Annotated in this window: 26 protein-coding genes; 16 read left to right on the forward strand and 10 right to left on the reverse strand. The window is 64.2% G+C overall.

Going from position 1 to position 25,215, the window contains the following annotated elements:
- Positions 1 to 8 precede the first annotated feature (8 nt).
- On the reverse strand, positions 9 to 2,669 hold the full coding sequence (locus ACR5MH_RS06470; protein WP_433862420.1) for a hypothetical protein: 2,661 nt from the start codon (positions 2,667 to 2,669) through the stop codon (positions 9 to 11).
- A gap of 312 nt (positions 2,670 to 2,981) precedes the next feature.
- On the opposite strand from ACR5MH_RS06470, the gene ACR5MH_RS06475 reads away from it, so the two are divergent.
- Positions 2,982 to 3,146, forward strand: a complete 165-nt coding sequence (locus tag ACR5MH_RS06475) for a hypothetical protein (protein WP_431346088.1) — start codon at positions 2,982 to 2,984, stop codon at positions 3,144 to 3,146.
- Positions 3,147 to 3,219: 73 nt separating this feature from the next.
- On the opposite strand, the gene ACR5MH_RS06480 is transcribed toward ACR5MH_RS06475, so the two are convergent.
- Entirely contained in the window at positions 3,220 to 4,596 is a 1,377-nt protein-coding gene (locus ACR5MH_RS06480) for a hypothetical protein (RefSeq protein WP_433862421.1), read from the reverse strand.
- A 926-nt stretch (positions 4,597 to 5,522) separates the two neighbouring features.
- Here ACR5MH_RS06480 and ACR5MH_RS06485 point away from each other — a divergent pair.
- Both ACR5MH_RS06485 and ACR5MH_RS06490 read left to right on the forward strand, forming a co-directional pair.
- Entirely contained in the window at positions 5,523 to 6,746 is a 1,224-nt protein-coding gene (locus tag ACR5MH_RS06485) for an IS256 family transposase (RefSeq protein ID WP_431346085.1), read from the forward strand.
- Between the two features lie 179 nt (positions 6,747 to 6,925).
- On the forward strand, positions 6,926 to 7,186 hold the full coding sequence (locus tag ACR5MH_RS06490; RefSeq protein ID WP_433862422.1) for a hypothetical protein: 261 nt from the start codon (positions 6,926 to 6,928) through the stop codon (positions 7,184 to 7,186).
- A 134-nt stretch (positions 7,187 to 7,320) separates the two neighbouring features.
- Here the strand turns inward: ACR5MH_RS06490 and ACR5MH_RS06495 are convergent, their stop codons facing one another.
- The 4 genes from ACR5MH_RS06495 to ACR5MH_RS06510 form a co-directional block, all read right to left on the reverse strand.
- The gene (locus ACR5MH_RS06495) at positions 7,321 to 7,896 is read right to left on the reverse strand and encodes a hypothetical protein (protein WP_431346083.1); all 576 of its coding nucleotides are present in this window, start codon (positions 7,894 to 7,896) and stop codon (positions 7,321 to 7,323) included.
- Between the two features lie 244 nt (positions 7,897 to 8,140).
- On the reverse strand, positions 8,141 to 8,308 hold the full coding sequence (locus ACR5MH_RS06500) for a hypothetical protein (RefSeq protein ID WP_431346082.1): 168 nt from the start codon (positions 8,306 to 8,308) through the stop codon (positions 8,141 to 8,143).
- Between the two features lie 363 nt (positions 8,309 to 8,671).
- Positions 8,672 to 9,061, reverse strand: a complete 390-nt coding sequence (locus tag ACR5MH_RS06505) for a HepT-like ribonuclease domain-containing protein (RefSeq protein ID WP_431346081.1) — start codon at positions 9,059 to 9,061, stop codon at positions 8,672 to 8,674.
- The gene (locus ACR5MH_RS06510) at positions 9,051 to 9,356 is read right to left on the reverse strand and encodes a nucleotidyltransferase family protein (protein ID WP_431346080.1); all 306 of its coding nucleotides are present in this window, start codon (positions 9,354 to 9,356) and stop codon (positions 9,051 to 9,053) included. Before ACR5MH_RS06510 ends, ACR5MH_RS06505 begins: the two co-directional genes overlap by 11 nt.
- A gap of 201 nt (positions 9,357 to 9,557) precedes the next feature.
- On the opposite strand from ACR5MH_RS06510, the gene ACR5MH_RS06515 reads away from it, so the two are divergent.
- The 10 genes from ACR5MH_RS06515 to ACR5MH_RS06560 all read left to right on the forward strand — a co-directional run bounded on the left by ACR5MH_RS06515 (position 9,558) and on the right by ACR5MH_RS06560 (position 17,620).
- Positions 9,558 to 11,321, forward strand: a complete 1,764-nt coding sequence (locus tag ACR5MH_RS06515) for an SIR2 family protein (protein ID WP_431346079.1) — start codon at positions 9,558 to 9,560, stop codon at positions 11,319 to 11,321.
- A gap of 62 nt (positions 11,322 to 11,383) precedes the next feature.
- The gene (locus ACR5MH_RS06520; RefSeq protein ID WP_431346078.1) at positions 11,384 to 12,382 is read left to right on the forward strand and encodes an IS481 family transposase; all 999 of its coding nucleotides are present in this window, start codon (positions 11,384 to 11,386) and stop codon (positions 12,380 to 12,382) included.
- Positions 12,383 to 12,393: 11 nt separating this feature from the next.
- Entirely contained in the window at positions 12,394 to 13,011 is a 618-nt protein-coding gene (locus tag ACR5MH_RS06525) for a hypothetical protein (protein ID WP_433862423.1), read from the forward strand.
- 128 nt (positions 13,012 to 13,139) lie between these two features.
- Positions 13,140 to 14,207 carry a hypothetical protein gene (locus tag ACR5MH_RS06530; protein WP_433862424.1) on the forward strand — a complete coding sequence of 356 codons (1,068 nt, stop codon included), beginning with the start codon at positions 13,140 to 13,142 and terminating at the stop codon, positions 14,205 to 14,207.
- 218 nt (positions 14,208 to 14,425) lie between these two features.
- Complete coding sequence (locus ACR5MH_RS06535; RefSeq protein ID WP_431346076.1) at positions 14,426 to 14,785, forward strand: hypothetical protein; 360 nt, start codon at positions 14,426 to 14,428, stop codon at positions 14,783 to 14,785.
- Positions 14,782 to 15,384, forward strand: coding sequence for a hypothetical protein (locus ACR5MH_RS06540; RefSeq protein WP_431346075.1), 603 nt, complete (start codon positions 14,782 to 14,784; stop codon positions 15,382 to 15,384). Before ACR5MH_RS06535 ends, ACR5MH_RS06540 begins: the two co-directional genes overlap by 4 nt.
- Before the next feature lie 97 nt (positions 15,385 to 15,481).
- Complete coding sequence (locus ACR5MH_RS06545) at positions 15,482 to 15,916, forward strand: hypothetical protein (RefSeq protein ID WP_433862425.1); 435 nt, start codon at positions 15,482 to 15,484, stop codon at positions 15,914 to 15,916.
- A 138-nt stretch (positions 15,917 to 16,054) separates the two neighbouring features.
- The gene (locus ACR5MH_RS06550) at positions 16,055 to 16,693 is read left to right on the forward strand and encodes a hypothetical protein (RefSeq protein WP_431346074.1); all 639 of its coding nucleotides are present in this window, start codon (positions 16,055 to 16,057) and stop codon (positions 16,691 to 16,693) included.
- 79 nt (positions 16,694 to 16,772) lie between these two features.
- On the forward strand, positions 16,773 to 17,078 hold the full coding sequence (locus ACR5MH_RS06555; RefSeq protein WP_431346073.1) for a hypothetical protein: 306 nt from the start codon (positions 16,773 to 16,775) through the stop codon (positions 17,076 to 17,078).
- 32 nt (positions 17,079 to 17,110) lie between these two features.
- On the forward strand, positions 17,111 to 17,620 hold the full coding sequence (locus ACR5MH_RS06560; RefSeq protein ID WP_431346072.1) for a LysM peptidoglycan-binding domain-containing protein: 510 nt from the start codon (positions 17,111 to 17,113) through the stop codon (positions 17,618 to 17,620).
- A 236-nt stretch (positions 17,621 to 17,856) separates the two neighbouring features.
- Here the strand turns inward: ACR5MH_RS06560 and ACR5MH_RS06565 are convergent, their stop codons facing one another.
- Together ACR5MH_RS06565 and ACR5MH_RS06570 are read right to left on the reverse strand one after the other, a co-directional pair.
- Positions 17,857 to 18,450, reverse strand: coding sequence for a hypothetical protein (locus ACR5MH_RS06565; RefSeq protein WP_431346071.1), 594 nt, complete (start codon positions 18,448 to 18,450; stop codon positions 17,857 to 17,859).
- A gap of 90 nt (positions 18,451 to 18,540) precedes the next feature.
- Positions 18,541 to 18,792 carry a hypothetical protein gene (locus tag ACR5MH_RS06570; protein ID WP_431346070.1) on the reverse strand — a complete coding sequence of 84 codons (252 nt, stop codon included), beginning with the start codon at positions 18,790 to 18,792 and terminating at the stop codon, positions 18,541 to 18,543.
- Between the two features lie 132 nt (positions 18,793 to 18,924).
- Here ACR5MH_RS06570 and ACR5MH_RS06575 point away from each other — a divergent pair, with 132 nt between their 5' ends.
- The 3 genes from ACR5MH_RS06575 (at position 18,925) to ACR5MH_RS06585 (ending at position 23,709) form a co-directional block, all read left to right on the forward strand.
- On the forward strand, positions 18,925 to 19,311 hold the full coding sequence (locus ACR5MH_RS06575) for a hypothetical protein (RefSeq protein WP_433862426.1): 387 nt from the start codon (positions 18,925 to 18,927) through the stop codon (positions 19,309 to 19,311).
- On the forward strand, positions 19,312 to 22,050 hold the full coding sequence (locus tag ACR5MH_RS06580) for an AAA family ATPase (protein ID WP_431346069.1): 2,739 nt from the start codon (positions 19,312 to 19,314) through the stop codon (positions 22,048 to 22,050).
- Positions 22,051 to 22,728: 678 nt separating this feature from the next.
- Positions 22,729 to 23,709 carry a tyrosine-type recombinase/integrase gene (locus ACR5MH_RS06585; protein WP_431346068.1) on the forward strand — a complete coding sequence of 327 codons (981 nt, stop codon included), beginning with the start codon at positions 22,729 to 22,731 and terminating at the stop codon, positions 23,707 to 23,709.
- A 228-nt stretch (positions 23,710 to 23,937) separates the two neighbouring features.
- On the opposite strand, the gene ACR5MH_RS06590 is transcribed toward ACR5MH_RS06585, so the two are convergent.
- Positions 23,938 to 24,354, reverse strand: coding sequence for a hypothetical protein (locus ACR5MH_RS06590; protein WP_431346067.1), 417 nt, complete (start codon positions 24,352 to 24,354; stop codon positions 23,938 to 23,940).
- Between the two features lie 253 nt (positions 24,355 to 24,607).
- Positions 24,608 to 25,075, reverse strand: coding sequence for a hypothetical protein (locus tag ACR5MH_RS06595; RefSeq protein ID WP_431346066.1), 468 nt, complete (start codon positions 25,073 to 25,075; stop codon positions 24,608 to 24,610).
- Positions 25,076 to 25,215 lie beyond the last annotated feature (140 nt).

Genomic DNA, 25,215 nt, shown 5'->3' on the forward strand with positions numbered 1-25,215 from the left:
TCGGGGCGTCAGGATCGCCGGGCTCGCGCTCGCCGCAGCGTCTGCGCCGCGAGGAGCACGGCGGCGGCGGCCAGGAGGCCGAGGGCGGAGAACCCGATGACATCCGTCCCCAGGCCGCCGGTGAGCGGCAGGGCGATAGCGGGGACGGCTTGGTTGACGAACCGGTAGAGCTGCTGGGTCCCGGGCGAGGCGGTCACCTGGTTACCGGAGACCGGCGTCCAGGTGGTGCCACCGTCGGTGGACTGCTGCAGTCCGAGCGCAAGGTAGGCGGTGGTGGACGACAGCGCCTGCTCGCTCAGCGTGTAGCTCGCACCGGGCTTCACCTCGATGGTGTCGGCCGTCGTGGGGGTCTCCGATCCGGCGAAGGAGGTCGCGCCGCCGAGCGCGGCGGGCGGCGTGACGGTGAGCGTGAACTCGCCGGCGGTCAGTCCGCCGCCCGGACTCTGGATGTGCTTGAGGAGCGTGATCGTCGCCGTCGTGTTCGTGATCGTGCAGGTGACCGCCTGCCCGTAGGCGACCGTGACCGCCCCGCCGGAGACCGTGACGGAGGTCCCTCCGGCCACGCAGGCCCAGCCGGCGGCGGTGGGGACGTAGTTCTGCGCGCCCGGAGCGTTGGAGGCCTCCCCGAGCGCGTAGGCGACGCCCGGCGTGACGCCGACGTTCGTCGCAGCCGCGGCGCCGGTCGTCCCGTTCGGGCCGGGCAGGGCTCCGCTGGGGCCGGTCGCGGTGAGTGTCCAGGCCGTGGGAGCGACGCTGCCGAAGGCGACCTTCTTCACGAGCGTGAGCGTCTGCGTGCAGGCGACGGTGTTGGTGATCGTGAAGGTGTTGGGCGCCGGCGTCGCGGTGAGGGTGCCGGGGTACGGCAGCGCCGCGGGCGTGCCGAGCGCGGCGCCGTTCACCGCGGTGAGTGCCGCGGACGTCAGCGTGCATCCGGGCGGGACCGTGACGGAGGTCTCGCCGACGCTCACCGCCTGGCCGACGACGTAGCCTCCGTAGGTGCCGCCGAATGACGGAGCGGCCTGTCCGGTGAGGGTCGGAGCCGCGGAGAAGCCGGCCGGAGGGGTGGGCGCCGTGTCCGTTCCCTGGGCCGGGATGTTGTAGGTGCCGACGACCGTCCCGTTCGGGTTCTTGACGATCCAGGTCTTGTCCACCTGGACTGTCTGTCCTGTGGTGGCGTTGGAGACCACGCAGTTCACCGCCCCCGCCGCGCTCGGCATGGTGAACGTCGCGCCGGTGGCCGTCCAGCCGGTGCCGGCCTGGGTGCACGCGTAGCTTGCGGCGTAGGTCGCGGCGGTCCCGCCCATCGCCTCGGCCAGGGTGACCGTGCTTCCGAGGTTCGCGGTCGCCGTGGCGACGTTCGCGGTGTCGGGGTTCGGGCCGGTCCCCGCGGTCGAGGTGCTGCTCACGGCCCCGGTCACGGCCGGGCCGCCGATCGTCAGCGCCGCGGTGGAGCCGGTGAGGGCGCCGACCCAGCGTTTGGTCAGCGTCACCCCGGCGGTGAGGGCCGTGTTCGTGAGCGTGCAGCTCACGGACTGGCCCGGGAGCAGGCTCACGGTCGCACTCGCGCCGGCGCCCCCGGCCGGCAACGTGGGCTGAACCCCGGTCGCACTCGGTGTGCTCGTGCAGGACCAGCTCTGGGCGTAGTCGATCAGGCTCCCCGCCGCGGCCGTCTCCTTCATGGTGAAGGACGACCCGGCGACGTTGCCGATGAGGAACACCGAGCCGGTGGTGGCCGACGACGCGCCGCCCGTCGTGGCGCTGCCGAGGACGTTGCCTGCACCGTCGGACACCGACACTGTGAACGAGTCGCCCGGAGTCCCGCCCACGACCTGCTTGGTCAGGGTGATGTTCTCGAACAGGAACCCGAACGCGACAGCCTGCCTGGACGTCGACGCCTGAAGCGTGGCCTGCAGAGTAGCCGGGTTGGTGGCGGCCACGACGGGCGTCCCGGTCTTCGTCTGCAGGCTCCCGATGCCACCGCCGGTGCAGGTGACGGTCGTCGTCCCCGCCCCCGTGAAGCCGCCCCCGCACGCGTTGCCGAGTGCTTGGATCGAGGACAGCGGCGTGGTCGCGGTCCAGGAGATCGATTCCGGGTAGGCGACGGCGACCGGGTAGTCGGTGCTCTCAGCGTCCGCGCTGATCAGCGAGAAGTTGCTGACGGCGTGGCCGAATCGGTCGGTCACGGTGACGTTGGAGATCGTCACGACCGTCTGGTTGCCCGCGGGATTGTTCGCGGGGCCCTGCGGCTGATAGAGGGCCGGCTGTCCGGGCACGCCGGCGTACGCGCCGTTGCCGAGGTAGGCCGCGCCGTAGGTGGGGAGGGGCGAGGGGGCCACCGATTGGCCGGACACGTTCAGGGTGAAGGTGGCCGTGTAGCCGCCCGGGAGGGTCTCCGTCATCGGCTCGCCCGCTGCGGATGTGGCCTGGACACTGTTGTAGCCGCTCATGTCGAGCCAGCACAGCGAGCTCGCGTAGATGCCGGTGCCGGCAGTGGTGGCCATCCCACAGCTCGAGCCGGTCGCGGCCTGCGCGGGGGCGCCCGCGGGCCCGGCGGCCGCCACGATCGCCCCGGCGCAGACGAAGGCGGCCACCGTCGCGATCGCGATGATGGCTCGGGCGTGCAGTCGCGCGGTTCGGCCTCGATGGCGTGGGACTGTGACGGTGTCCATCCTTCTCATGTGCGGCTGACTCCTCGGGTGATACTCCGGGTGAACTATCGATGCGGGCGACAGGACCGGAGCTCCGGGTCCTCCCAGCGAATATGGGAGCGCTGAGCTCGGCCGCAGTGACGCGCGATCAGCCAATCCACAGGTTCGAGGGGCCGGCGCCGAGGAAATCACCCCCGCTGTACTGCTGGGCGCGGCGTCATCGTCGGCGGCACGGAGCCTCTGTGAAGTGGAGGCTCTGCGGGTGCCTCCCGGGAGGCCGGCCGCACTCCAGCCACGAACCGGACAGGACGCATGATCAGCAACGAAGAGCACGTGAACGTGGTCGCCGCCACGCCGCACATCGAATCCATTCAGCTCGGTATCGGCGAGCGGACCCGGATCCCGTGCGATTGCCCGCTCGGGCATGACCACACGTACTCAGAATGGATCGAGCTCGTCGGCGGCCGACACGACAGCGCGGACGGAGGCCTCGCGTGACTTCCTTCGCGCCTGTCGCCGACCTGACGACGCCGCAGTGAGGACCAGCCGCTCCGCGCGCGCGTTTCTCTGGTCAGCGATGGCTCTCGCTTCGCCGGCGGCGCAGCGCGAAGGCGATGAATGCGAGCCCGGCAGCCAACCCGATAGCGCTGACGGTCGCGAGAGGGACGATGTCGGATCCGGTGTGCGCAAGGGACGAGTTCGTGCCGTCCGGCGTTGCGGCTGACGGGGTGCTCGCGCCTGACGCCGACCCGGCGGCCGGTGCCGACGGATGAGCCGCCGGTCCTGGTCCGGGCGTCGATGTCGACGCGGCGGTGGGAGCGGACGAGGGCGTCTTGGGCGGAGTCTGCCCGGGTGTCGCAACCGGAATCGGAGTCTCGCTGGGAGTGGGGGTCGGAGGCGACGTCTGCGTGGGTGTCGGCGTGGGAGCGGGTGTCGGCGTCGGCGTTGATCCGCCGGCACCTCCGCCTGCGCCGTAGGCGGTGATCGTGGCCTGGGCGTTCCAGGTGGCGCCGTCCACGCTGACGTCGGCGGAGTCCGTCCAGGGCCCGCCGCCGGTGAAGGCCATCCCGAGCCACAGTTGGACGACCTGGTTCGGCTTGGTGGTGACCACCGAGTAAGAGCCGCCGGGGTCGGACGTGACGGGGACCGTCTCCCATCCGGGCTGGCAGCTCCCGTCCGGCTGGACGACACCGGGGTCGCCCCACGCGTCCAGGCAGTCGAAGACCATCGCACCGTCGACGTCGGCGATCGCCTGTCCGGGCGAGGTGAGCGTGTCGGCGAAGGTCACCGTCGTGCCGGCGGCCGGGACCGTGGGCGATTGGATCGTCACCCTGCCGGTGCCGTCCGAGTTCTCGTTCCCCCACTTCCCGGCCGTCGTGGGCAGCGTGGCGCAGTCCGTCGTGCAGACGGCCCCGGTGATCGTCCCGAGGGGTGTGACGACGCCGTTCACGGTCGCGTCGATCGGCTGGGTGACTCCGCGCTGGATCGACTCGTTGACGAAGGCGGTCACGTACCCGTGCGCGCTCACACCGGTGTGCGTCGCCGCATAACCGGTCAGAGTGAAGGTGAGCGTGCCGGTGGTCGGATCGACGGCCATCGCGGCGACCGAGTCGCCGTGCGCGGTGGTCGAGCCCGTCCCGTCCGCATTCAGGTAGAGAGTGATCGGCTGCAGCCCGTAGAACACGGACGGGTCGATCGACGCGGTGGCAGAACACCCGTCGGGGAGGCCATCCAGGTTCGACAGAGCGGTGTCCCAACGGAAGACGTCGTTGGCGCTCACCGAAGCGTTCGTTCCGGAGGTCGTATCGGTCAACGTCGTCGAGATGTCCGGGCTCGGGATGACACAGTCCGCTGCGGAGGCCCGCTCGGCGACGCCCGCGCCCAGGACCGAGAGCGCCGCGACAACGCCCCCGACGACAAGTGTCGTCACGACAGTCCGAATCTTCATTCACCCTCCTCGATCGGCGGCCCGCTCTGGGGCGCTCCAGCCGCGTGCTCACGGCTGTGTGCGCGCCCGAATGAGGCGCCTTTCAAGAGGAGTCCGAGTGGCGCGAATCCTGACGCTCGAGCATGGTGAGGTGCTCGACTCCGTCCCGGCCCGTGCGCGGAGGCCTCCCGCGTCACGTCCCGTCGCGCTCTCTCCGCTGCCCGCACAGATCACCGGCTTGTGGCGACCGCGACCGGAAAGGGCCGTGTGTGGGGCGTTCGAGGCGTTCTGGCACATCGGACGCCCCGCGAACCGCGTCTCGCGCGGCCGGTCCGGTGGGGCACGGGAGTCGAATCCCATGCCGGCCGAATCCACCGTATGAAGGCGCAGATCCGCGCTACGACGAGCCAGTGATCTACGCTGCCCGCAGCGCGGCTCGCACCGACTCAGCGTCTAAAGCATTTCGTGTCATCCACCTGGTGAATGCCGCAGCAGAGTACGTCGGCGGACGCCCGGAGAACCTAACACCTGCGGCAGTGAGACGTGCTTCGATGTCGCGCCGAATGCGCGACCTGCTCAGGAAGACGAGCGGCGCCGCGTATGAGGCGATCAGTGCCAACCCAATCGCGACCCAGTTGAGCCACGAGACGCCCAGGGCTGCGAACGCAGCCACAACGAGCGCGACGACGACGACAACGACGAACGCACCCCAGACCACATTGCCGATGACCGACGATCGAACGAGACGAGCCCGAAACGGATCCTCCGCGTATTCTCCCCAGCTCGCCGAGCTCACAGTCACCTACCCTTCTCAATACGTGAAGCAGGTGGCGTCCCTTGGGGTGGTGTAGTTCTTGGGCTTGAGTGTCACGTCGTTGACGCAGTGAGCCATCGTGCGATGGTCAGTGAGAACTGTCTAGGAATCTCACGGAAGGACACAACGCACGATGGCTCTTGACCAGTCTGCCCTCCTCGAGCTGCTCGGGGAACTCAAACTCACCGATGTCAGCGACCGGATTAGGGTCGCGACCGAAACCCTGTACCAAGAATTGATCGACGCGGAAGCTGTCGCGTTCATCGGCGCCGCCCCGTTCGAACGCACCAGCGATCGGGTGGCCCAGCGCAACGGCACCCGACCCCGGGCTCTGACCACGACCGCCGGCGAGTTGGAGTTGAAGATCCCCAAGCTGCGGCAAGGCTCCTTCTTCCCGTCGCTGTTGGAGCGGCGCCGCCGGGTCGATCAAGCGCTGTTCGCGGTGGTGATGGAGGCTTATGTTCACGGGGTCTCGACCCGGAAGGTCGATGATCTGGTCAAGGCGCTCGGCGCCGGCACCGGGATCTCCAAATCGGAGGTGTCCCGGATCTGCGCGAACCTGGACGAGGACGTCGCGGCGTTCCGCGACCGGCCGCTGACGGACACGACCTACCCGTATGTGTTCCTGGATGCCACCTACTGCAAGGCCCGCGTCGGCCGCCGGGTGGTGTCCCAAGCGGTCGTGGTCGCGGTCGGTGTCGCCGCCGACGGGCGCCGGGAGGTCCTCGGGTTCGAGGTCGGCGAGACGGAGTCGCAACCGTTCTGGACCAGCTTCCTGCGCTCCCTGAAAGCGCGCGGGCTGGGTGGGGTGAAGTTGGTGATCTCCGACGCCCACACCGGTCTGATCGCCGCCATCCAAACGGTGTTCGCCGGCGCGGCCTGGCAGCGCTGCCGCGTTCACTTCATGCGCAACGTCCTCGCCAACGTCCCGAAGACGGCCGGTCCCATGGTTGCCTCGATCATCCGCACGATCTTCGCCCAACCCGACACCGAGCATGTGATCGCCCAGTTCGGCGAGGTCACCCGGATGCTAGCCCGCTCGCATCCCAAGGTCGCGGACATGCTCGAGGACGCCCGCGATGACCTCCTCGCCTTCACCGGGTTCCCGGTCGCGCACTGGCGGCAGATCTGGTCCACGAACCCGCTGGAGCGGGTCAACAAGGAGATCAAACGCCGCACCGACGTCGTCGGCACCTTCCCCAACCCGGCCGCGCTGCTGCGCCTGGCCGGGCACGTCCTGATCGAGCAACACGACGAATGGGACGGCGCCGACCGCCGCTACTTCAGCGAACACTCCATGAAGCTCCTGGACGTTCAAACCGAGGAGGTGGCAATCCCCGAACTCACTGCGGCATAATCACCAACAGCTGATCCCGCACGGTGTCGAGAAACTCCACCACACAACGGGACGCCACCCTCCCACAACCTGCATCGTCGTCGGCACGAGACGATCTCCGGGCCGCGCTCGATGGGATCAGAGGGTTTGCGGAAGGCGACGTCGACATCGCTGACTGGGCCGCCTGGTTCACGGAGGCTTTGCATCTGCTCGACGCACCCGAGCCCGTGATCCCGTACCACCCTGACCTCGCCCCCGAGGGCCTTCCGCCGGAGTCACGCCAGCTCCTGGCCGCGGCGGTCAAATCATGGGTATTCGGCGGGATGGGATCCTGGAACGACATCGCCTTCTCCGACACGGCCCGCGGAGCGGAATACGACCAACGAACCGACGACCTCTACCGCAGCGTCCTCGCAGCCCTCATCGCCGTCACGCGAGGACCACAATCCGTCAAGGTATGAGCGCACTCACGACCGCATCGACGAGCTTGCCGATGACGTGACCGAGGCCAGCACGAATTCGCGCCAGGCATCTCCGGGTCTGCGCTCCGGCGCGTGACGTCCTCCGCCGCCTGCCTCTTCAACCGCATTAGGTGTCATGCCTGCGGCAACTCGTCCTCGAACGAGCCGGCGCGCGCGTCCAGCGCAGCGAGGGCTGCGCGGGAACTTCCGTAGGTCTGTGGGAAGAGGCCGCCGAATGCGTTGGAGCCCAGCGTCAACTGCAGCGGTTGCTCTTCGCCGTTCCACTGCGCGGTAGAACGCAGGACGAACTGCGGAAGCACTCCCTCAGTCGCGGCCTGCTCGAATGGAGCCAACACGAGCCACGGAATCGAAACGAGTTCTCGGGGCTGTTCCCCCGGATCGCCCCCTGCCCAGGCGGAGAGTGACTCTCGATCTGCAACTACCGTGAGGAAGTACGGGATTCTCCGGTACGGGATGTCGAGCGTGTCCACGTCGATGAATGCGCGGAAATCATCGCGTCGCGCGACGAGCGCGACCGCATCGGGATAGCGACGACGTAGCTCGGCGCGGCATCGAACGTTCGGTAGGACCCACAACGGGAAACCAACGGCCGCGGCGAGGAGCACTCCGCCGAACACCACCATCCCGATGGTCAGCTCCGTCGATGAACCCAGCGATGATGTCCCAATCCGCTCGATCATCATGAACACCAGGAAGATCAGCCAGAGGAGGGCAAACGCGTAGTACGCGACCCACCGGGTAAGGACTCGGACTCGCACAACTCCCCTTTTCGCATGCTTGGTGACGGTCGGCTCGAAGAAGCCGGATGGTGGCGACCGGACCGGAGACGAAGATATCGGATGCTGAATTCACCGGCGTCGGTGACGGCTTCGACTCTTTCACCTGGTTAGTGCACGAGGCGGCGCTCCGCTCGCTATTTCTGGCGCAAGCAGCTTATGGCGCGTCAAGGTCCGGTTCGCTGGCGGCCCAGTTCTTATCGTCGGCAGAGGCCTCGTCCTCGTTATGAGGCACGGAATTCCAGAAGACCCGCAGGTCCTTCCCGCCGCTGAGGTCGCTCGGCTGAGCAGCCCAGTCGAGGAAGTGCTCGATCCGTTCGCCCATGCAGGGACTCTAACGCGGGCCGCGTCGGCTGACCATCATCAGTCCTCCACGGTTGCCAGTGCTCCAAGACTTGATCAACACGCAGCGACGAAATCAGAGGTGGGCAGACGGCCTCATCGCGCACCCACCCACGAAAACGAAGAAGCCCCCGATCTCAATGTTTCCAAGGGATCGGGGGCTTCGCGCCACCTGCGGTGTTGCGCCCCCAGGGACTTGAACCCGGATACGGGCCGCCGGAGGGGGTTCGTACGCTCGAAAATCCGCGGAATTATGCGCCTTTTGGTTCACTAGCGATCGTTTGGATCTAACTGGATCTCACACGGTTGTGGGCAAAATGTGGGCACGCTGGGAAAGTGTTTGGGCCTACGCCCTCGGGCCAGCATCGCGGTCTTGGAGTGACGTCTCCGCCTCATCGACTTCGACGAGCAAGCCTTCGAGCACCGGTATCAGCTCCGGGAGGTCATCGATCAGGATCTCCCACAGTCGCCGCTGATCCACCTGCGCATACGCGTGCACAAGGATGTTTCGCGTCGCGATGATCGCGTGAACATTGGGGATCCGAGCCGCAGTCTCAGAGTCGGCCGCGCGAAGATTCTTGAGCGCCTCGCCGAGGATCTCGAGTTGCCGTTCGACTGCGGCTTGCAGCACCCAGTCACCTAGATACTCCGCTTGCTCATGACCTTGTGCGATGGAGGCGGCTTTCGTCGCGGCCTCGCGCGCATCCCAAAGGAATGCCGGCGACTCAGGCAGCATAAAGATCCTCGGCGCTGCCGAACGCGGATCTTGCGAAGTATGGATTGCGCACAGCGCCGGCGTCGACCAGATCGACCCCGCGACCAACAATCCGCTCCAGCTCTTCCTTCAACTCGAAGTAGTCGTGGAACAGGCCGCCGCGCCCGGGCAGAAAATCGACGAGAAAATCGACATCGCTCTTGTCTGCGTCGAAGTTTGTGCTGAGCACCGAGCCAAAGATGCGAAGTCGCCGGACCCCGTGTGCTTCGCAGGCGCGCCCAATCGCCTGCACATCTACAGGAACGGCGGTGATCATGGCAGCGATTATCGCACGAGGGACGAATAGACCGGGAAGAAGGAAGTCTGAGGTGCGGAAAGTGAAGCGCCGCCTCGACGAACTGCCGCCCCTTCTGGGGCAGGTCGTGACCGCCGCATTCTGCGAGCCTGATCACGCGACACCAACTAATCGTTAGAGACGCTAGCAGCGTCGGGGCTAGGTACGGAGTTCTCGTTGTACGTGACCAGCAAAGTAGATCTTCCCGAAGAAGTCGTGGAGGCTCACGCCAACGGAACGCTTGTCTTCTTCGTCGGGGCAGGAGCCTCGGCGGGGGCTCCGTCGAGCCTTCCCACGTTTGAGAATCTTGCGAGGGCCCTAGCAAAACGCGCATCGCACAGATTCTCAAAACGCGGGGGATTCGACTTCTTTATCGGCTCGTTGGAATCTCTGCCAGGCGGATTCAACGCACATCAGCACGCTAAGGAGCTCATAAGCGATCCCAAATCAAGATTTAGCCCTTTGCACCGGGCGATCGTTGATTTGGCGAACGCGAGCGGTACGTTTCGAGTCGTCACCACTAACTACGACGACCATTTGGCAAGTGCTGCTCGTGACGCCGCGATGCCAATCGGAGATACGTGGTTTGCGCCCGCTCTACCGCTAGGACGGTCGTTCGAGGGGCTCGTCCACTTGCATGGCTCAGTCACGCGTTCCGAAATGGACATGATCCTGACTGACCGCGATTTCGGCCGGGCATACATGACAGACGCGTGGGCGGCGCGCTTCCTGCTTCCCATGTTTGACCGGTTCACCGTCGTGTTCGTCGGCTATAGCCATGACGACGTCATCATGAGATATCTCGCGCTTGGTTTGCCGTCTCGGGATGAAGGTTCTCCGAACACCCGTTTTGCCTTTACGAGCGCCCCAGACGACACGAAATGGGAATACCTCGGAATAGTCCCGATTGAATACCCCGTCGTAGGACGCGATCACGGCGCGCTTGTGTCAGCTTTCGAAGCGTGGGGGGATCGAGCCCGAATGGGTCAACTTGAGCACCGAGCGCGGATGCGAGATATCGTGACGGCCGGCCCGAAACTCACGCCGGTGGAACGCGACTACTTGATGGGCCGACTCCGAACGACCCAAGGGGCGCAAGAGTTTGCTCAGGCGACTACTGAAGCGCAACTCGACATGCGGGTGAGTTGGCTGCGATGGATCGAGGGACATGAAAGCTTTTCGGCGCTGTTTCGTTCCGGCGCTCTGACCGACGCGAGCGCCGTCCTGGGAACCTGGTTCTGTCAGATGTTTATCGCCTCGCCCGAACTCCATGGCGCCGCGCTCCAGACTGTTCAGCGAGTCGGCCAAACCTTTTCGGACAACCTCTTCAGAGGCTCTGCTTGGACCGCTGACGAGCTTGCGAAGCTTGACGCCGATGCTGGAAGGCGTTGGAAATCCTTTATTGCCACGTCAATCGGTGGCCAGTCATCGCCCGGAGCGTTGGAACACCTACTTCCCTATAGCTCTGACGGCCCTTCGATCGACATTTCCGTGATTCGCGCGTGCCTCCGGCCCTATCTTCAACTGAAGCGTCGATGGTTTCTCGACGATTCGGATCATCCCCTGGCCCTACCCGATGCGGACGTCGAATGGGCTACCGATGAGCACTCGCTGACAGCCCACATCATCAAGCTAGTGGACAATTCACCACACGGTGATTCCCTCGTGGGCGTCATGCTGGAGGATGCGCTTGCCTCGGCCTACGACCTCTTGGAGGCCTTCCACGGCAAGCGCGAGTGGGATCAGTTTTCTTCTCGGCGATCGTCCATTGCTCCTCACGGACAAGACAGCTTTCGCCACCCGATCGATGCCGTAATCGATGGACTGCGGGCGTACGCAGACTTGGCGTCCCCAATTCGACCTGAGCTTCCAACACGCTGGTGGGAAACGAACCGACCATTATTCCAACGGCTAGCTGTAGTTCCCCGACACGTTGTGAACGCGTGACTTAGGCGAAGACCTCCGGAACGATGTGGGTTACCACACACCAATCGTTCTCGGAGGTCTTCGTGACTCACGCTAATGCACCGTTGACGCCGGAGGGGCGTCGTCGTCTTGCCGTCCTGGTCGTGGAGCGGGGCTGGCCGTTGCGGCGTGCTGCGGATCGGTTCCAGTGCTCGCCGGCCACGGCGAAGCGGTGGGCTGACCGTTACCGGGCTGGTTTGCCGTTGACTGATCGCAGCTGCCGTCCATCGACATCGCCGTCGCGGTTGAGTCGGCGCGTCGAGCGGCGGATCGTCGCGTTGCGCTTCACGCGCCGGTGGGGTCCGCATCGGATCGCGTATCACCTCGGCTTGCACCGTTCGACGGTCGGTCGGGTGTTGGCCCGTTACCGGATGCCATTGCTGACCCATCTTGACGCCAGCACCGGGTTACCGGTTCGCAGACCGAAACCGATCCGCTACGAGGTCGCCTCGCCGGGCCAGCTCGTCCACGTCGATATCAAGAAGCAGGGCCGCGTCCCCGACGGCGGAGGCTGGAGGGCACACGGCCGCGTCTCGGAGCAGAACCGCCGAGCGGGAGCCGCCCGCTCGCGCGCTGCCCGCAGAGGAGCGCCCGCCTCACGGGGCTACCGCTATCTGCACCACGCCGTCGATGACTACTCCCGGTTGGCCTACTCGGAGATTCTCGACGACGAGCGCAAAGAGACCGCGGCCGCGTTCTGGCTTCGCGCGAATGCGTTCTTCCAACATGCCGGAATCACCGTCACCGCCGTGATGACCGACAACGGAGCCTGCTACCGATCCAACGACTTCGCCGACGCGCTCGGCACCATCCAGCATCGCAAGACTCGCCCCTACCGACCGCAAACCAACGGCAAGGTCGAGCGGTTCAACCGCACTCTGGAAACCGAATGGGCTTACGCCATCGCCTACGCCGACGAAGACTCACGCGCGGCTGCCTACCTGCACTGGCTCCATCACTACAATCACCACCGACCCCACACCGGAATCGGCGGCTCAACACCCGCAGCCCGCGTTCACAACCTCACGGGGAACTACAGCTAGCGCTCTATGTCGTGGATGGCAGCTCCGCTCTGGACGAGGACGAACGTATCTCTTGGCTGCTCGATAAGGCAGCGTTGTACGCCAGCGACCTCAAGCATGAGACCTTCCAGATCTTGGCCCACTCGGTCAGCGGCGCTTCGAGTGAAACTCGCTCTCGACTTCTAGCGGCCGTATTGACCGGCCCAAGCTTCCCGGACGACATTCCCGATAGGCATCGCCACGTTCAATATGCGGTTTTCAACGCGTTGGTTTGGCTAACGCAACATGCGCCGGACTGGAATGACGCTCTCAACGAGCTCGCGAGGCTCCAGCAAGAGAACCCGACGTTTGCGGCCCGCGAACACCCAGACTTCGACAGTTGGACGTCAAGCGGCTCATGGGGCGGCAAGCTTCCGATGGCGCCCGAAGACTTTGTTGAGGCGCTGTCCAAGGCTCCGGGCGCGGCGCTTGGCGAGTTGATCGAGCGCGATTACTCAGAGCGCAGTTTTGATGAGCCGTCATGGGACGACGCGCTCTCCTTGATCAGGCAAGTCGTGGAGACGCGCCCCCGCAAGGAATTACGATCTGGTCGCTGGCAGATGAAGAGCCCGAACTGGGCGTCAAAGGGGACGATCTGCGCCGAGCGGTAATCGAGGGTTGGTCGAAGTCCTCGCTCGGCGATCTCGCGGGCGCTGCAACGCAGCGGGTCGCGAGTCAGGTCCATATCCCAACTTCCACCCGGGCTATCGGTCGGTTCCTCGTCGAACAGGCCCAAATCATGATCGACGATGAGGAGGATCGGGCAGACGCGGCAATGCGAGGGCTGGCAAGAGCGTTGTGGGATAACCACGGAGAATCGTTCTCTCACTCCGAGGATATTGATCCCGTATCGCCCGCACCGCTGTATTTGAACTCTTGGCCAGGCGACATCGCACGGTTCTGGATGAACGCGATCGACCGGCGCTGGCGAAACCATCGCGACGACTGGAAAGGGCTCAACGAAGAAGAGAGGGATGCCATCGAGGACCTATTCGCTGGACCCAGACACGCGCTGGACGCTATCGAGCCGGCATTCGCGAGCCAAGCGTTCTTCATGTTTGCGGCGGATCCGGAGTTCACCGAGCGACGAGTACTGCCGCTGTTCGGTCATGAGGTATCAGCGAAACTCGCCTGGACGGCGTTCTTGTACCAGCCGCGCTATAACGACCGGATGCTGGCAGCTGGCCTGCTCCAGAGCACCATTCGCCAGTGGGGACATATGGATGATCTCGGCGAGCGCGGGCTGGAAGTGAACTTCTTCGGAATGGTCGCGTCGATCGTCTCGTTTGCTGCGATTCCAGCGAAGTCGCGCAAACAACTCCTCGACGCGAGCATTCTCGAGGACGAGGGAAAGCATGCGTCAGGCTTTGCTCGAGAGATCGTCCACTTCTTAGCGGGAGCCGGTATCAATGGAGATGAGATCTGGAAAAAATGGCTCCGCCGACACTTGCAGGCGCGGTTTCAGGGAGTTCCCCGTACGGCTGAAGCGGACGAGCTCTCCGTCTGGGCAGATGTGGTGCCTTACCTCGGGCCGCGCATTCCTGAGGCCGTCAAGCTGTTCGCAGAACATGACGATATCCCGCTAAGCGAGCACTTCATGGAACCAGATTTTCCTGAGGGCGCATTGACCTCGTTCGGTGCTGAGATTGTGGAGTATTACGTTCAAAGAGTTCGAGCTTCGACGCCCAACAATTTCATGGTTAGCTACCACGTCAACGGGCTCGTTGAGACTCTGACGGCGAGGCTAGGTAAGGCGGCCGTGAAGCCCATTACGGACGCGGCGCGGGAGCGGGGCTTCATCGCCTGAACGAAAGTGTCTTCGAATCGCCGAGCGCAATGAATGGGGCACATGCTGCTTCTGCCGTCAGAGCAGCTAACCAACCGATGGGTGTGAACGGGTCCGCGCAGATCGCCCAACCGTCCGCCAGGTACCGGCTCACTGTATCCACGCACGTCTGTTTTTCTGCAGCAGTCGGGTCCGCGGACCCTTCTACGCCGATGAGCCCGCCTTGCAGTTCCGGACCCATGTTGCTGCTGTCGATGATGAATACCCGCATCTCGCTCACTTCCCTGCTCGATCAGTTCTTGTTGCCTTTCCGGCGACTGATCAAGAGCGAGTGGACGGCGCGCAGTGCCGGGACCGTGGAATACCGGACTGGAGCGAAGCGGAAGGAGGATATGCCGCGAAAGTCCGGCGCGGAGCACCGGGAGCGAGCTACGATCGGCCGGCGGAAAGACAACAAGCCCGGCCAGCGCAGCGCCGCCCGCAGCAGCCCCGATCAGCGATATTCGAGCGACCCTTTTCATGGCGGTCGGGATTCGTATCGCACGAGCCAGCCTCATGCGCTGCGGGCATCTTCCGCTCGCCTTATAGTTCAGAAATGACCGACGAGTTCGACAGCGAGACCCAGTGGACACCGGCCGCAAGAGAGGCCCTATCCGCAAAGGGCGAGCACCTGTTGCTGGCCCTCCGTGATCACATCTCTCTGACTCTCGGCCGATCTGGGAGGGGGAACGAGGATGTCGCCTACATCGCGTCGTCGGAAGCCTTGCGTCGAGCCGCCGCAGCATTCGACGACGCTGAGTTCGATTGGTGCGGATCCTCGCCGCTCGGACTCGAGACCGAAGATTGGGATGAGGACGACGATGAAGACGAACCACTTGAGAGGTTCGAACATGAGGTACTCAGCGTCGTCGGGAGGTGGGACTATCGGGTTCTCGATGAGCAGCAGCTGATCTCTGCGGGCCGCGTCGCTTACTCCACAGCATGGCCGGAGGATACGGAAGAGGACGCCATGTTTCGCGTTGACGACCCGATCTCGGCAGTTCACGAGATCGCTCACGTTCACGGGTGGCACGGCCTCGAACAAGTCGCCGGCCTAGAAGCTGTAGCGAGCATGACCGACGTGATCCTGCATGAGGACGAGGGCGATTCGTGGTTGGACAGCGACGAGGACCCCTTTGCCATCGTGCGTCAGTCATGACTGCGATCGAGATGACGACCACTGGGCGTTGTGCGCTGACCCGTCACAAGCCGATTCACCGGCCTGACGCGAGACCAGCGAGAGCGTCGGAGGCGTGATGTTCGGTAGTAACCAGCTCGTCCGAATCTGGACCCCGCACATCGGACCCGGCTTCGCGTCGCAGCTCGCCTCCGCATTCGCACCACTTCGTCTCCTCATCGTCGTGTTCCCGATGGGATGGGCGATCGGAATTGTCCACGCCTTCTCGGGCGGCTCACTTCACACCCTGCTGGGCGCGCTCAACGCCGCCGTCCCCGTCGCGCTCCTTGGCATTGTGATGGTCACGGCCGTCCAGCTTCGACGCCTGCGAAACGCCATCCGGCGCGCGTTGTCGAATCGCGGTTTCGAGTCAGCTACCCGCCCGAGGGTGTTGAACCCTTCCCGCTTCCGCTCGTGGCTCGTCGACGCCGGGGTGCCACCGGATCTAGCCACCGAGATCCTCATCGAAGAAGGACGACCAAGTCTCAAATCTCGCGCAACGGATCACGTATAGAGGCCAGCCGGCTTAGGCCTACCCACTCAAAGTGCCTGCGTGCATCTGCTCTTAGCTTCTATCTCCCTTCACCTTGGTCTCTCCTATCTCCGTTCTTGGTTTCTGTCTCTGTTTCCTTGGTCTTGGTCTCCTCTTGGGATGTATCTCTTCACTTGTTCTATCCTTCGCTTCAGCTCCTTTTGGGCCGCCGCTCGAACCCGATTGAAGAAGGCCCGCCCGGTCGTTGTCCTTCCAGATATCGCGATCATCGCCGTCGCACTGCGACCGTACTGTGCGACCGTCATCGCACTTGGTGTCGTGGGCGCCGGGATCGCGGCCGTGATCCTCGTGTTCTTCTTCGTCTGGGGCCTCAGCACCGGCGGCTGGAGGAAGGTGGTCTGCGGCGGCCGACTCGCTACGATGGCGCACATGACCGTAGATACCGGGTGGCGAGTCACCGTACCGCCTGGCGCAGCGATGTTTCTGCACGAGCGCGCCGGTTCCCCCAGCCGACTTCTCGCGGCTACCGGATTCTGGGCGACGCTCTACGCGGCGCCCGGCCGACTGCGGCTGGTCCGCGGGAAGGAGACTCTGTTGCTGTCGGACATCGACCAGATCAGCACAGGGCCGTCCGACAACGGGCGCGGCATCTGGCGTGAAGCTCTCGTCGTGACCTCACTAGGCGAGAAGCTTCCGCTCATGCCCTTCGAGCGACGCGGGCTACTGCCTCACGCGATCGAGGATCCCTCCTCGATCGCCGCGTCAATCCGAACCGTGGTCTTCGGCGGCGACTCATAATGCCGGAGGCGCCGCTGTGCGCTGAAAGTTGCCGAGCGGCCCGCTAGCATCATGACCAGCCGCGACGAAGGGGACGTCCGTGAATGAGTCGAAGCTGCGACCGAAGGTAGTGCTGTGGTGGGGCATCGCGCTCACCGTGGCCGGAGCCCTGTTGACCATTCTGATACCACAGATCGGCATCGCGGCCGTTGTGCAGCCGGGATCAGATGTGAATGTGGACCAAGGCGTCCTCACCGTACTTGAAGTGATCGTCCGGATCATTGGCCAGGTTGTGGCACCGCTGGGCGTCGCATTCATCGCCGCATCGCTGGTCATGACTCGTGTTGGCCGGCTCGTCGCTGCTCACACGAGCGAGGCCCAGCGCGCTTCGTCGATCGACCTGTGATCGTGGAACGACGACGGAGGAAGTCACGCTCGGTGGTCGCGGCGGTGCTGCTCGGCATCTCTCTGACCGGCTGCACAGCGGCCGAGCACACCCCGGACCTGATCCACAAGGCCAGCCATCCGGCGACGCCGACGCCCGCGGCGTCCTTCACCCCAACCGCAACGCCTGCGCCGGCCCCGACCGCCGCGGCGTGCGTCGGCTGGGGCTTCTGGGAGCGGGACTACTACAGCGAGGCCCAGCAGCCGGTCGACTGCGGCCCCATCCAGTACGCCACCGGGACCACGAAGCTGAATGATAAGGGTGTGCCGGTCGCGTACGTCGTTGCGCCCGGCGACATCTGGGAGTTCATCGCCAAGCGCTTCGACGTCGGCACGGCGTACCTCACTGCGATCAACGCCGTGCGTCGGTACCCACCCACGACGGTCTATGTCGGGGACACTGTCAACCTCGACCCAGCTTCGATCACCAGCGTCGGCGACCAGAACGGTGTCGTCTACCACAACCTGGACAGCTTGCCGGATCCGCACGTGCCGCAGCACTGAGGCCGACATCGTGCGCCCACTACGATCGCCCGGGTGGGGGCAATGGCACGAAGGACGATGGCGGACAGGCTGTAGGACGGCTTCGAGTCGAAGCCGCTGAGAGCACACGGACCGATGCCGCAGGCGCCGATCGTGACTCCGGTCCGGAAGCACATGTCGAAACTACTCACGCCTAGCGTCTCCCGGTCTGCGCTTGCGCGCGTGACGTCCCCCCGTGATGTATCTCTTCGTTCTCGCTATGCGTTATGTCTGCGGCAACTCACCCTCGACCCGCACGCGCGGGCGTTGAGCGCGGCGAGGGCTGCGCAAGAACTTCCATAGGTCTGTGGGAAGAGCCCGCCGAATGCGTTGGAGCCCAGCGTCAACTGCAGCGGTTGCTCTTCGCCGTTCCAATGCGCAGTAGAACGCAGGACAAACTGCGGAAGCACTCCCTCTGTCGCGGCCTGCTCGAACGGATCCAACACGGGCCAAGGAATCGAAACGAGCTGTCGTGGCTGGACTCCTGGATCGCCTCCTGCCCAGGCCGAGAGTGAGCCTCGATCTGCAACAACCGTGAGTAAGTACGGGATTCTCCGGTACGGGATGTCGAGCGCGTCCACGTCGATGAATGGGCGGAAATCATCGCGTCGCGCGACGAGTACGACCGCGTCGGGAAAGCGACGACGTAGCTCGGCGCGGCATCGAACGTTCGGCAGGACCCACAACGGAAAACCAATGAGCGCCGCAGCGAGCACTCCGCCGAGCACCACCATCCCAATGGTCAGCTCCGTCGAAGAACCTAGCGATGACGTCCGGATCCGCTCGATCATCATGAATACCAGGAAGATCAACCAGAGGAGGGCAAACGCGTAGTACGCGACCCACCGGGTGAGGACTCGGGCTCGCAAAGCTCCCCTATTCACGCTTAGTTGACGGTCGGCTCAGAGAAGCCGGATGGTGGCGACCAGACCGGAGCTGAACATGATTGCGCCGATCACGACGGCCCCACCGGCTCCCCATTTGAGGTTCCAGGCCGTATAGACAGTCTCGGCAGTCTTGTCGCCGAAAAACATCGAACCCGTTTTACGAAAGGACTCAGCCGCGCCCTCGGCATGACGCCAAAGCAAAACGCCAACGATCGCGAACACACCGCCGCTGAACATCGGGACGATTGCTCGCAACAGGTTGGTCACGCAGTCTCTCCTCGCTCGGGTAAGTCGAATTGTGGCACAAGGCGGTGGCGCGTCCCGGTGGTTCCACGCAGCTGAATTCGACGAATTTCGGATTTGCGCGTCAAATCCGGTTGGAAAACACAACGTGTAGGTGTGAAGGCATTGGTTTCGGACAGGCCACTGGGGAGAAAGCTCGCCGACCGCATCGCTGAGGGGGTCCGTGAGCCGCCACGCCGGCGGCCTGATTTGCATTCTGCTCGCGTCAGCGTCGGTGGTCAGCCGCACGATGGCCGTGCGGTCCTCGGCCCGGGTTTAGGCCGGGAACGGCCCAATTTTCATGAATTTCTAGCGGGTTTCGGACATATGAGCTGTTTGCGCGCCAAAACCACCTTGGATGAATTTCTAGCGGGTTTCGGACATATGAGCTGTTTGCGCGCCAAAACCACCTTGGAACCGGAAGTTCTAAGTAGAAGAACATTTTTGGAAAAGGACAAGGCTGTCCCGTTTCGGGAAGCCCAAGACGAGGTGCGCGGGAGGTGAGTGCAGGTGCGCGGCGGAGTAGCCAGATGGAAGCGGGGGCAGTCCTCTCACGGGGTCAGGCAAGCAGTCGACTACGCCTTCAGTGGCGTCTGTGACGCCACTCTCACCGCCAAAACCGCCGACGGTGTCATCGCCGCCGCAGGCTACGCCGACGCCCTCATGACCCGATACATCGTCGAGAACGGTGCCATCCGCGACGACCTCCTCACCCGCGACCGACTGAAGGCTTGGGTCGACGGACTCGACCCGCTCACGGGCGAGCATCGCGGCCGCGACCTGGAGTCGCCCGTCGCGGATCTGATTCTGGATGCGACGATCAACGCGCCGAAGTCGTTCTCCATTGCAGCCATGCTCGACCCCGACCTCGCCGCCGCGTACGAGGACCTCCAGGACCGCCTCCGCGACCGGATCGTCAAGCTCTGGCAGTCCGAGCTCAACGCCCGCCGCGGCAAAGGCGGCAGCATCCGCGAAGACCTCGCCCGGATCGAAGTGGTCGAACTCCGCCACGAACGCTCCCGATCGTTGGATCCGCACAAGCACCGCCACCTCTGGCTCAACGTCAAAGTCCAAGGCATCGACGGCAGATGGTCCAACATCGACACCCGGGTGGCGTTGCGGTTCCAGAACGTGATCAACGCCGAAGGCGACCTCGCCTCGCGCACCGACCCCGCCTGGATCAACGCTCTCGCCGCGAAAGGCTTCACCCTCAATGAGGACGGGGAGATCGCAGCGCTGCAGCATCTCGTGCGGCCGTTGTCGAAGCGGTCCGCGCAGATCGAAGCCAACAAGGTCGCGCGGATCGCTTGGTGGAAACAGCGGCATCCCGGGCAGGAACCGTCACACGACGTGATGAATCAGATCGACCGATGGGCATGGGCTGCCGGCCGGCCGAACAAGCCCGGCAATTTCGACGAAGACGACTGGGCCACGCTTGTCCGCGAGGAATTGATCGCGACCGACCCGCAGCTTGCACGTGAACGGCCCGGTGCGGAGCTCCACACAGTAGCCGTTGCCGATCTCGACCTCGACCTGCTCGCAGCTAAGGCTGTCGTCGATGCGGACGCCCGATCAACTGGCACCGGCGGTCGATTCAGCGAGTGGGACATTCGTGCGGGCGCGATTCGGGCCCTCGCATCAACCGGCGTCCATGCCCCTCGGGATCGACTTGCAGAGGCCCTCGATTCCGTGGTCGACCTTGCTGGCTCCCACACCGTCGCTTTGCTCACCGAGCCTGGCATCCCGGCACACGTCAAGCGACTCATGGCTACCAACACCGCGCTTCTCAAGACAAAACTCGCCAACCGAATCGAAATGCTCTCCGTTGACGGGGTCGATGAGCGACAGGATGTTGTCGAAGCCATCGCTCATGCGGTCGAACCGGGTCGCGGCCTCGACGTTGAGCAGCTTGCGGGCGCCGCCGCGATCGCGGGAACCGCACGCAATGTCACCGTTTCCGGTGCCGCTGGTACCGGAAAGACCACCATGCTCAGGATCGCCGCCGCGGCTCTCCGCCGTCACGGCCGGAACATGATCATCGTTGCACCGACGAAGAAGGCATCAATCGTCGCTGGACGCGAAACTCTGAGCGAGTCGTCGTCGCTGCATCAGCTCTTGTTTGACTACGGATGGCGCTGGAGGACCAACGAGGCCGGAGCCACCGAGTGGAGTCGGCTTGAGCAGGGGGCACACGATCCGTCGACAGGCCGAATCTACAGCGGCCCACGCATGCGGATCCGCCCGGCTGACCGCATCGTGGTTGATGAAGCCGGCATGCTCGACCTCGAGGCTGCGCGGGGCCTGGTCGACGTTATTGAACGCACCGGTGCAGATGTGGCGCTCATTGGCGACGAGCGCCAGGCCCTCCCGATTGGGCACTCCGGAGCTATGGCACTCTTCTGGCGCCGCACCGAGTCGCGCGTGGAGATGACCACAAGCCATCGCTTCAAGGATCCCGACTGGGCAGATCTCACTCTCCGAGTGCGCGAACTCCGGGGTCAAGACACCGCGACCGAAGTCGCAGCCGAACTAATCCAAACTGGTCACGTCATCCGTACCGACAATGATGTCGAAGCCAGGCGAGCTATGGTCAACGGCTGGTTCGAGGCGCAACAACGACGACAGTCCATTGCGCTCGTGACCGCCACACACGCAGAAGCGACGGCCGTCAATGAGTCGATCCAGGCTCAACGGATCTCAGCCGGTGCCCTCGGAACCGAGAGGGTCGCCACTGGTCAGGAGGGCCAGGCGATCTTCGTAGGCGACCTGGTGCAGACCCGACGCAACGATGTCGCTGCCGGCGTCCAGAACAGGCAGACGTGGGTGGTCAAATCGATCATCAACGGAGACGTACTGCTGGCAGCTCCCAACGACATGTCGGATCTGCGAAGGATTCCCGCCAGTTATGCCGAATCGCATTTGCACCTCGCGTACGCGACCACTGTCTACGGCGTTCAGGGAGAGACCACAGACGTTTCCATCGTCGGCCCCGGAGTCGACGCTGCCGGGCTGTACGTGGGCCTCACTCGCGGCAAGGAAGACAACAAGGCCATAGTCGTCGCGGCGACCGAATCGTCGGCGAAGGCAGAGCTCGCGGGATCGATGAACCGCCAAACCATCGAACCCACGGTCGAAGATTCGCGCGCAACGGCCCTCGAGGAGCTCCACCGAACAGCCCGCAGCTACACCGGCCCCTCGACCCCGACGGCTCCAGACCACGTCCCCTCGATCGGCCGGAGCTGAGGAGTCTAAGTGTTATCCCGTCGCCAAGCCACCATCACGGACACGACGTCCAAGCGAGTTAACACCGTCCAACGTCGCGTTTTCGGAGTGGAATCCGAGCACAGCCACCCCCAGTTCGTCCGCTCTCCGTCTAGCCTGCGGGAGCACGCCCCTGGCACGAAGATCAGCGCTTGCCGACCATCAGGGTGTGCAACGGTCGCCACCCGTTCCACGAACTCGACATCGAGATTCCCCCTGCGGTTGTCAACCCAACCCAGATAGCGAGAGCTGTAGAGGTCACATGCTCGACGAGCCTCACCGGCAGCGATCACGGTGTCGCTCGCTCCGAGGTAGATCATCCACCGAAAACACAGCTCTACGGCTTCGACATCGTTCGCGCCCCAGCGCATCGGTTCCGGGCGACGCTTGTCCATTTCCACGGCTCCAGACTGCACCCGACTGCCGAGATCGCCGCAATGTATGTCGGTACTGGGAGTTAGGTTCACTGCCATGGGGAGCATTACTCCATACGAGACATCGTCCGGTCGCCGATATCGCGTCAGATATCGGAAGCCCGACCACTCGCAAACCGACAAGCGTGGCTTTCGGACGAAACGCGACGCGGAGCTCTTCCTGGCCTCGATCGAGGTCCGGAAAGCGACCGGGGCGTACATCGACCCGTCGCTGAGCCGAGTCACGGTGGCGTCACTGTCCCGCGCGTTCCTCGCGAAGAAGGAACGAGCACTCAAGCCGTCCTCGTTCGCACCTTTGGCCGCAGCCTGGAGGGTTCACGTCGAGCCGCGCTGGGGCAAGGTGGAGATCCGAGCCATTCGCCCCTCAGATGTCGAGGAGTGGGTGCGTCAGCTCGGATTGGGGATCGCCGAGAATGCCGGGCGACGCAAGATAGCCGACGCTACGCCGCGGTCAGCCACGGTCGTCATTCGCGCAGTAGGCGTGCTCGCAGGTATCCTCGACACCGCGGTCAAGGACGGACGAATCCCGAAGAACCCGGCACGCGGGATCGACAACCTCCCACGAAAGAGCTCTGAGAAGCCACGTGTGTACCTCTCACACACGCAAGTCGCGGCCCTGGTGCGCAGCATTGAGGAGGACAACCTGGCGCTTCTGGTGCTTCTTCTGGCGTACACCGGTTTGCGCTGGGGTGAAGCGATCGCTCTTCGCCCACGAGATGTCGACTTCGATCGTCATCGGATCTCGATTGTGCGCTCCGCAACGCAGGTCGACGGCTACGTGATCCTCGGGACGCCGAAGAGCTGGGAGCGTCGATCAGTTCCGCTGCCGACGATCGTCGGTGGACCGATCCAGGATGCGATCGCGGGCAAGTCGAAAGACAGCCTGATCTTCGAGCGCCGCCATGGCGGGTTCCTGGGCCGCCCGCACCATCGAGAGAACAACCCATCCTGGTTCGCGATCGCATTGGCAGACGCCGGCCTCGACTACATGACCCCACACGACCTGCGCCACACTGCCGCGAGCTTGGCGGTCAGCGCCGGCGCCAACATCAAGGTGCTGCAGAAGATGCTCGGTCATAAGAGCGCCGCCATGACCCTCGACGTCTACGCGGATCTATTCGACGAGGATCTCGACATGGTCGCCGTGCGGCTTGACGAGGCGGCCGCAAAGCTGGCCACCAATCCTTGGAACAGGCCATCGAGTTAGCCACTCGTCACAGAGAATTCCGGCCACCAAACACTCCCAATCGCCTCGACGGAGGCGCCAAGAACGCCACGCTCCGCGAGCTGGTCCTACAAATGCCCGGACCGATCGTCGGAGACTCGTTCAACTACAGGTTCGCGGTCGCCGAGCAACACCGCCGCAACGCCGGAGCCCAATTCACCGATTACTGGCCAAGCGAATGGATCGCCGCTACCGGGGCCGAACAAGCGTTCAGCCCACGCCTGGCGCGATCTTCATCGCATCCGAAAGCCGCGTCGCGAGCGCTCGCACGTCGGTATCTCTCCACGTCAACGACCGCTTGCCATCGTCCGAAACCGGCACGATCGGAAGCTCCGTGAACCCAACGCCCGTCCGCACCCTCAAGACAATCGCCAGTGCCACTTGCGGATAAGGCGGCGAAGACCGCGTCTCAGCAACCGAAACGGCCTGAACGCTAGATACCGGAAGGTCCCACAGCGAGGTCTGCTTGCGCATGCCGACGAAACTCAGCCGTCCCGCATCAACCACGACCGCGAATCCAGACGGCAGGCGGGGTCCACCCAAAGACCTCACCGCATGCACCGTGGTTGGAAACCGGACTGCACGAACCGTCGTACCAGCCGGGAACGGAGCCATCAAATCAGACACTCTCGGATCCTAACGTCGCGCCTCAGCCGCGAATATGCCACCGCTCAATACGGCTAAACAGCGCTGATTGTGCCGAGCGTATTTTGCTAGGAGGTGCCCGTTGGCGCCAATTCCGGGTCATGCGTTCGAACGAGTGCGATCTGCAGGACGAAGTTAGATCTCCTCCTCCAGCCCGAACGCGAGAAGCGACCATGGAGCACAACAGCGCGGATCCACACCGGCCACTGAGTGCGCGGCTCTTCCCCTTCCGAATTCATGCTGGACGTAATCCAGCAGATCTCGACCATAGACGATGACGTCCGTCTGCCAGACAGAGAAGACCCGGCGAACTCGCGCCGGCTGGCGACGCGGGCATATAGCGGTGACCATACAATGGGACGAGGGTGGGCCATTTCGCAATCTGCTCGCGGGCGCGTCGCAACCGCTCAGGCCGGCTGTGGGGAGCGTTACCCCACGACGGCGGCCAGAAGGCGTTTTCTTCGACGTCGAACACGACGCCCTCGGTGGGCCAGGAGAGAGCATCATCGATGGTCCCGGCGTTGCCGCGCCAATCGATCCATCCCTCACCCTCCGGAACCGCAATCGACAAGAAGTCGCGATGATCCGGACTGAAGTCGAAACCGAATCGGGCTTCGACCGCCGAGAGCTCCAGAGCTGTAAGTCCCGGACTGAGCCGAACGCGCCGCGATCTGAGTAGCTCAACACTCTCGGCTGCGATCATGCACGCAGCCTACCGATCCGGGCATGAAAGCGGCGCGAGCGCTGCGGCATCGAAGGCCTCTAAGCGTCAGCGACTGCATCTAGGGCGAAGCTACGACACTCGGCTCACTGAGATGTGGGCAAAATGTGGGCAAACGACCC

It is taken from the genome of Streptomyces sp. L7 (assembly GCF_050990935.1).
Lineage (GTDB): Bacteria > Actinomycetota > Actinomycetes > Actinomycetales > Microbacteriaceae > Leifsonia.

Bases quoted from the DNA above. Each gene is read 5' to 3' on its own strand.
- ACR5MH_RS06470 (WP_433862420.1), bottom strand. From the start codon at position 2,669: ATGGACACCGTCACAGTCCCACGCCATCGAGGCCGAACCGCGCGACTG.
- ACR5MH_RS06480 (WP_433862421.1), bottom strand. From the start codon at position 4,596: ATGAAGATTCGGACTGTCGTGACGACACTTGTCGTCGGGGGCGTTGTC.
- ACR5MH_RS06485 (WP_431346085.1), top strand. From the start codon at position 5,523: ATGGCTCTTGACCAGTCTGCCCTCCTCGAGCTGCTCGGGGAACTCAAA.
- ACR5MH_RS06500 (WP_431346082.1), bottom strand. From the start codon at position 8,308: ATGGGCGAACGGATCGAGCACTTCCTCGACTGGGCTGCTCAGCCGAGC.
- ACR5MH_RS06505 (WP_431346081.1), bottom strand. From the start codon at position 9,061: ATGCTGCCTGAGTCGCCGGCATTCCTTTGGGATGCGCGCGAGGCCGCG.
- ACR5MH_RS06510 (WP_431346080.1), bottom strand. From the start codon at position 9,356: ATGATCACCGCCGTTCCTGTAGATGTGCAGGCGATTGGGCGCGCCTGC.
- ACR5MH_RS06530 (WP_433862424.1), top strand. From the start codon at position 13,140: ATGATCGACGATGAGGAGGATCGGGCAGACGCGGCAATGCGAGGGCTG.
- ACR5MH_RS06535 (WP_431346076.1), top strand. From the start codon at position 14,426: ATGTTGCTGCTGTCGATGATGAATACCCGCATCTCGCTCACTTCCCTG.
- ACR5MH_RS06540 (WP_431346075.1), top strand. From the start codon at position 14,782: ATGACCGACGAGTTCGACAGCGAGACCCAGTGGACACCGGCCGCAAGA.
- ACR5MH_RS06545 (WP_433862425.1), top strand. From the start codon at position 15,482: ATGTTCGGTAGTAACCAGCTCGTCCGAATCTGGACCCCGCACATCGGA.
- ACR5MH_RS06550 (WP_431346074.1), top strand. From the start codon at position 16,055: ATGTATCTCTTCACTTGTTCTATCCTTCGCTTCAGCTCCTTTTGGGCC.
- ACR5MH_RS06595 (WP_431346066.1), bottom strand. From the start codon at position 25,075: ATGATCGCAGCCGAGAGTGTTGAGCTACTCAGATCGCGGCGCGTTCGG.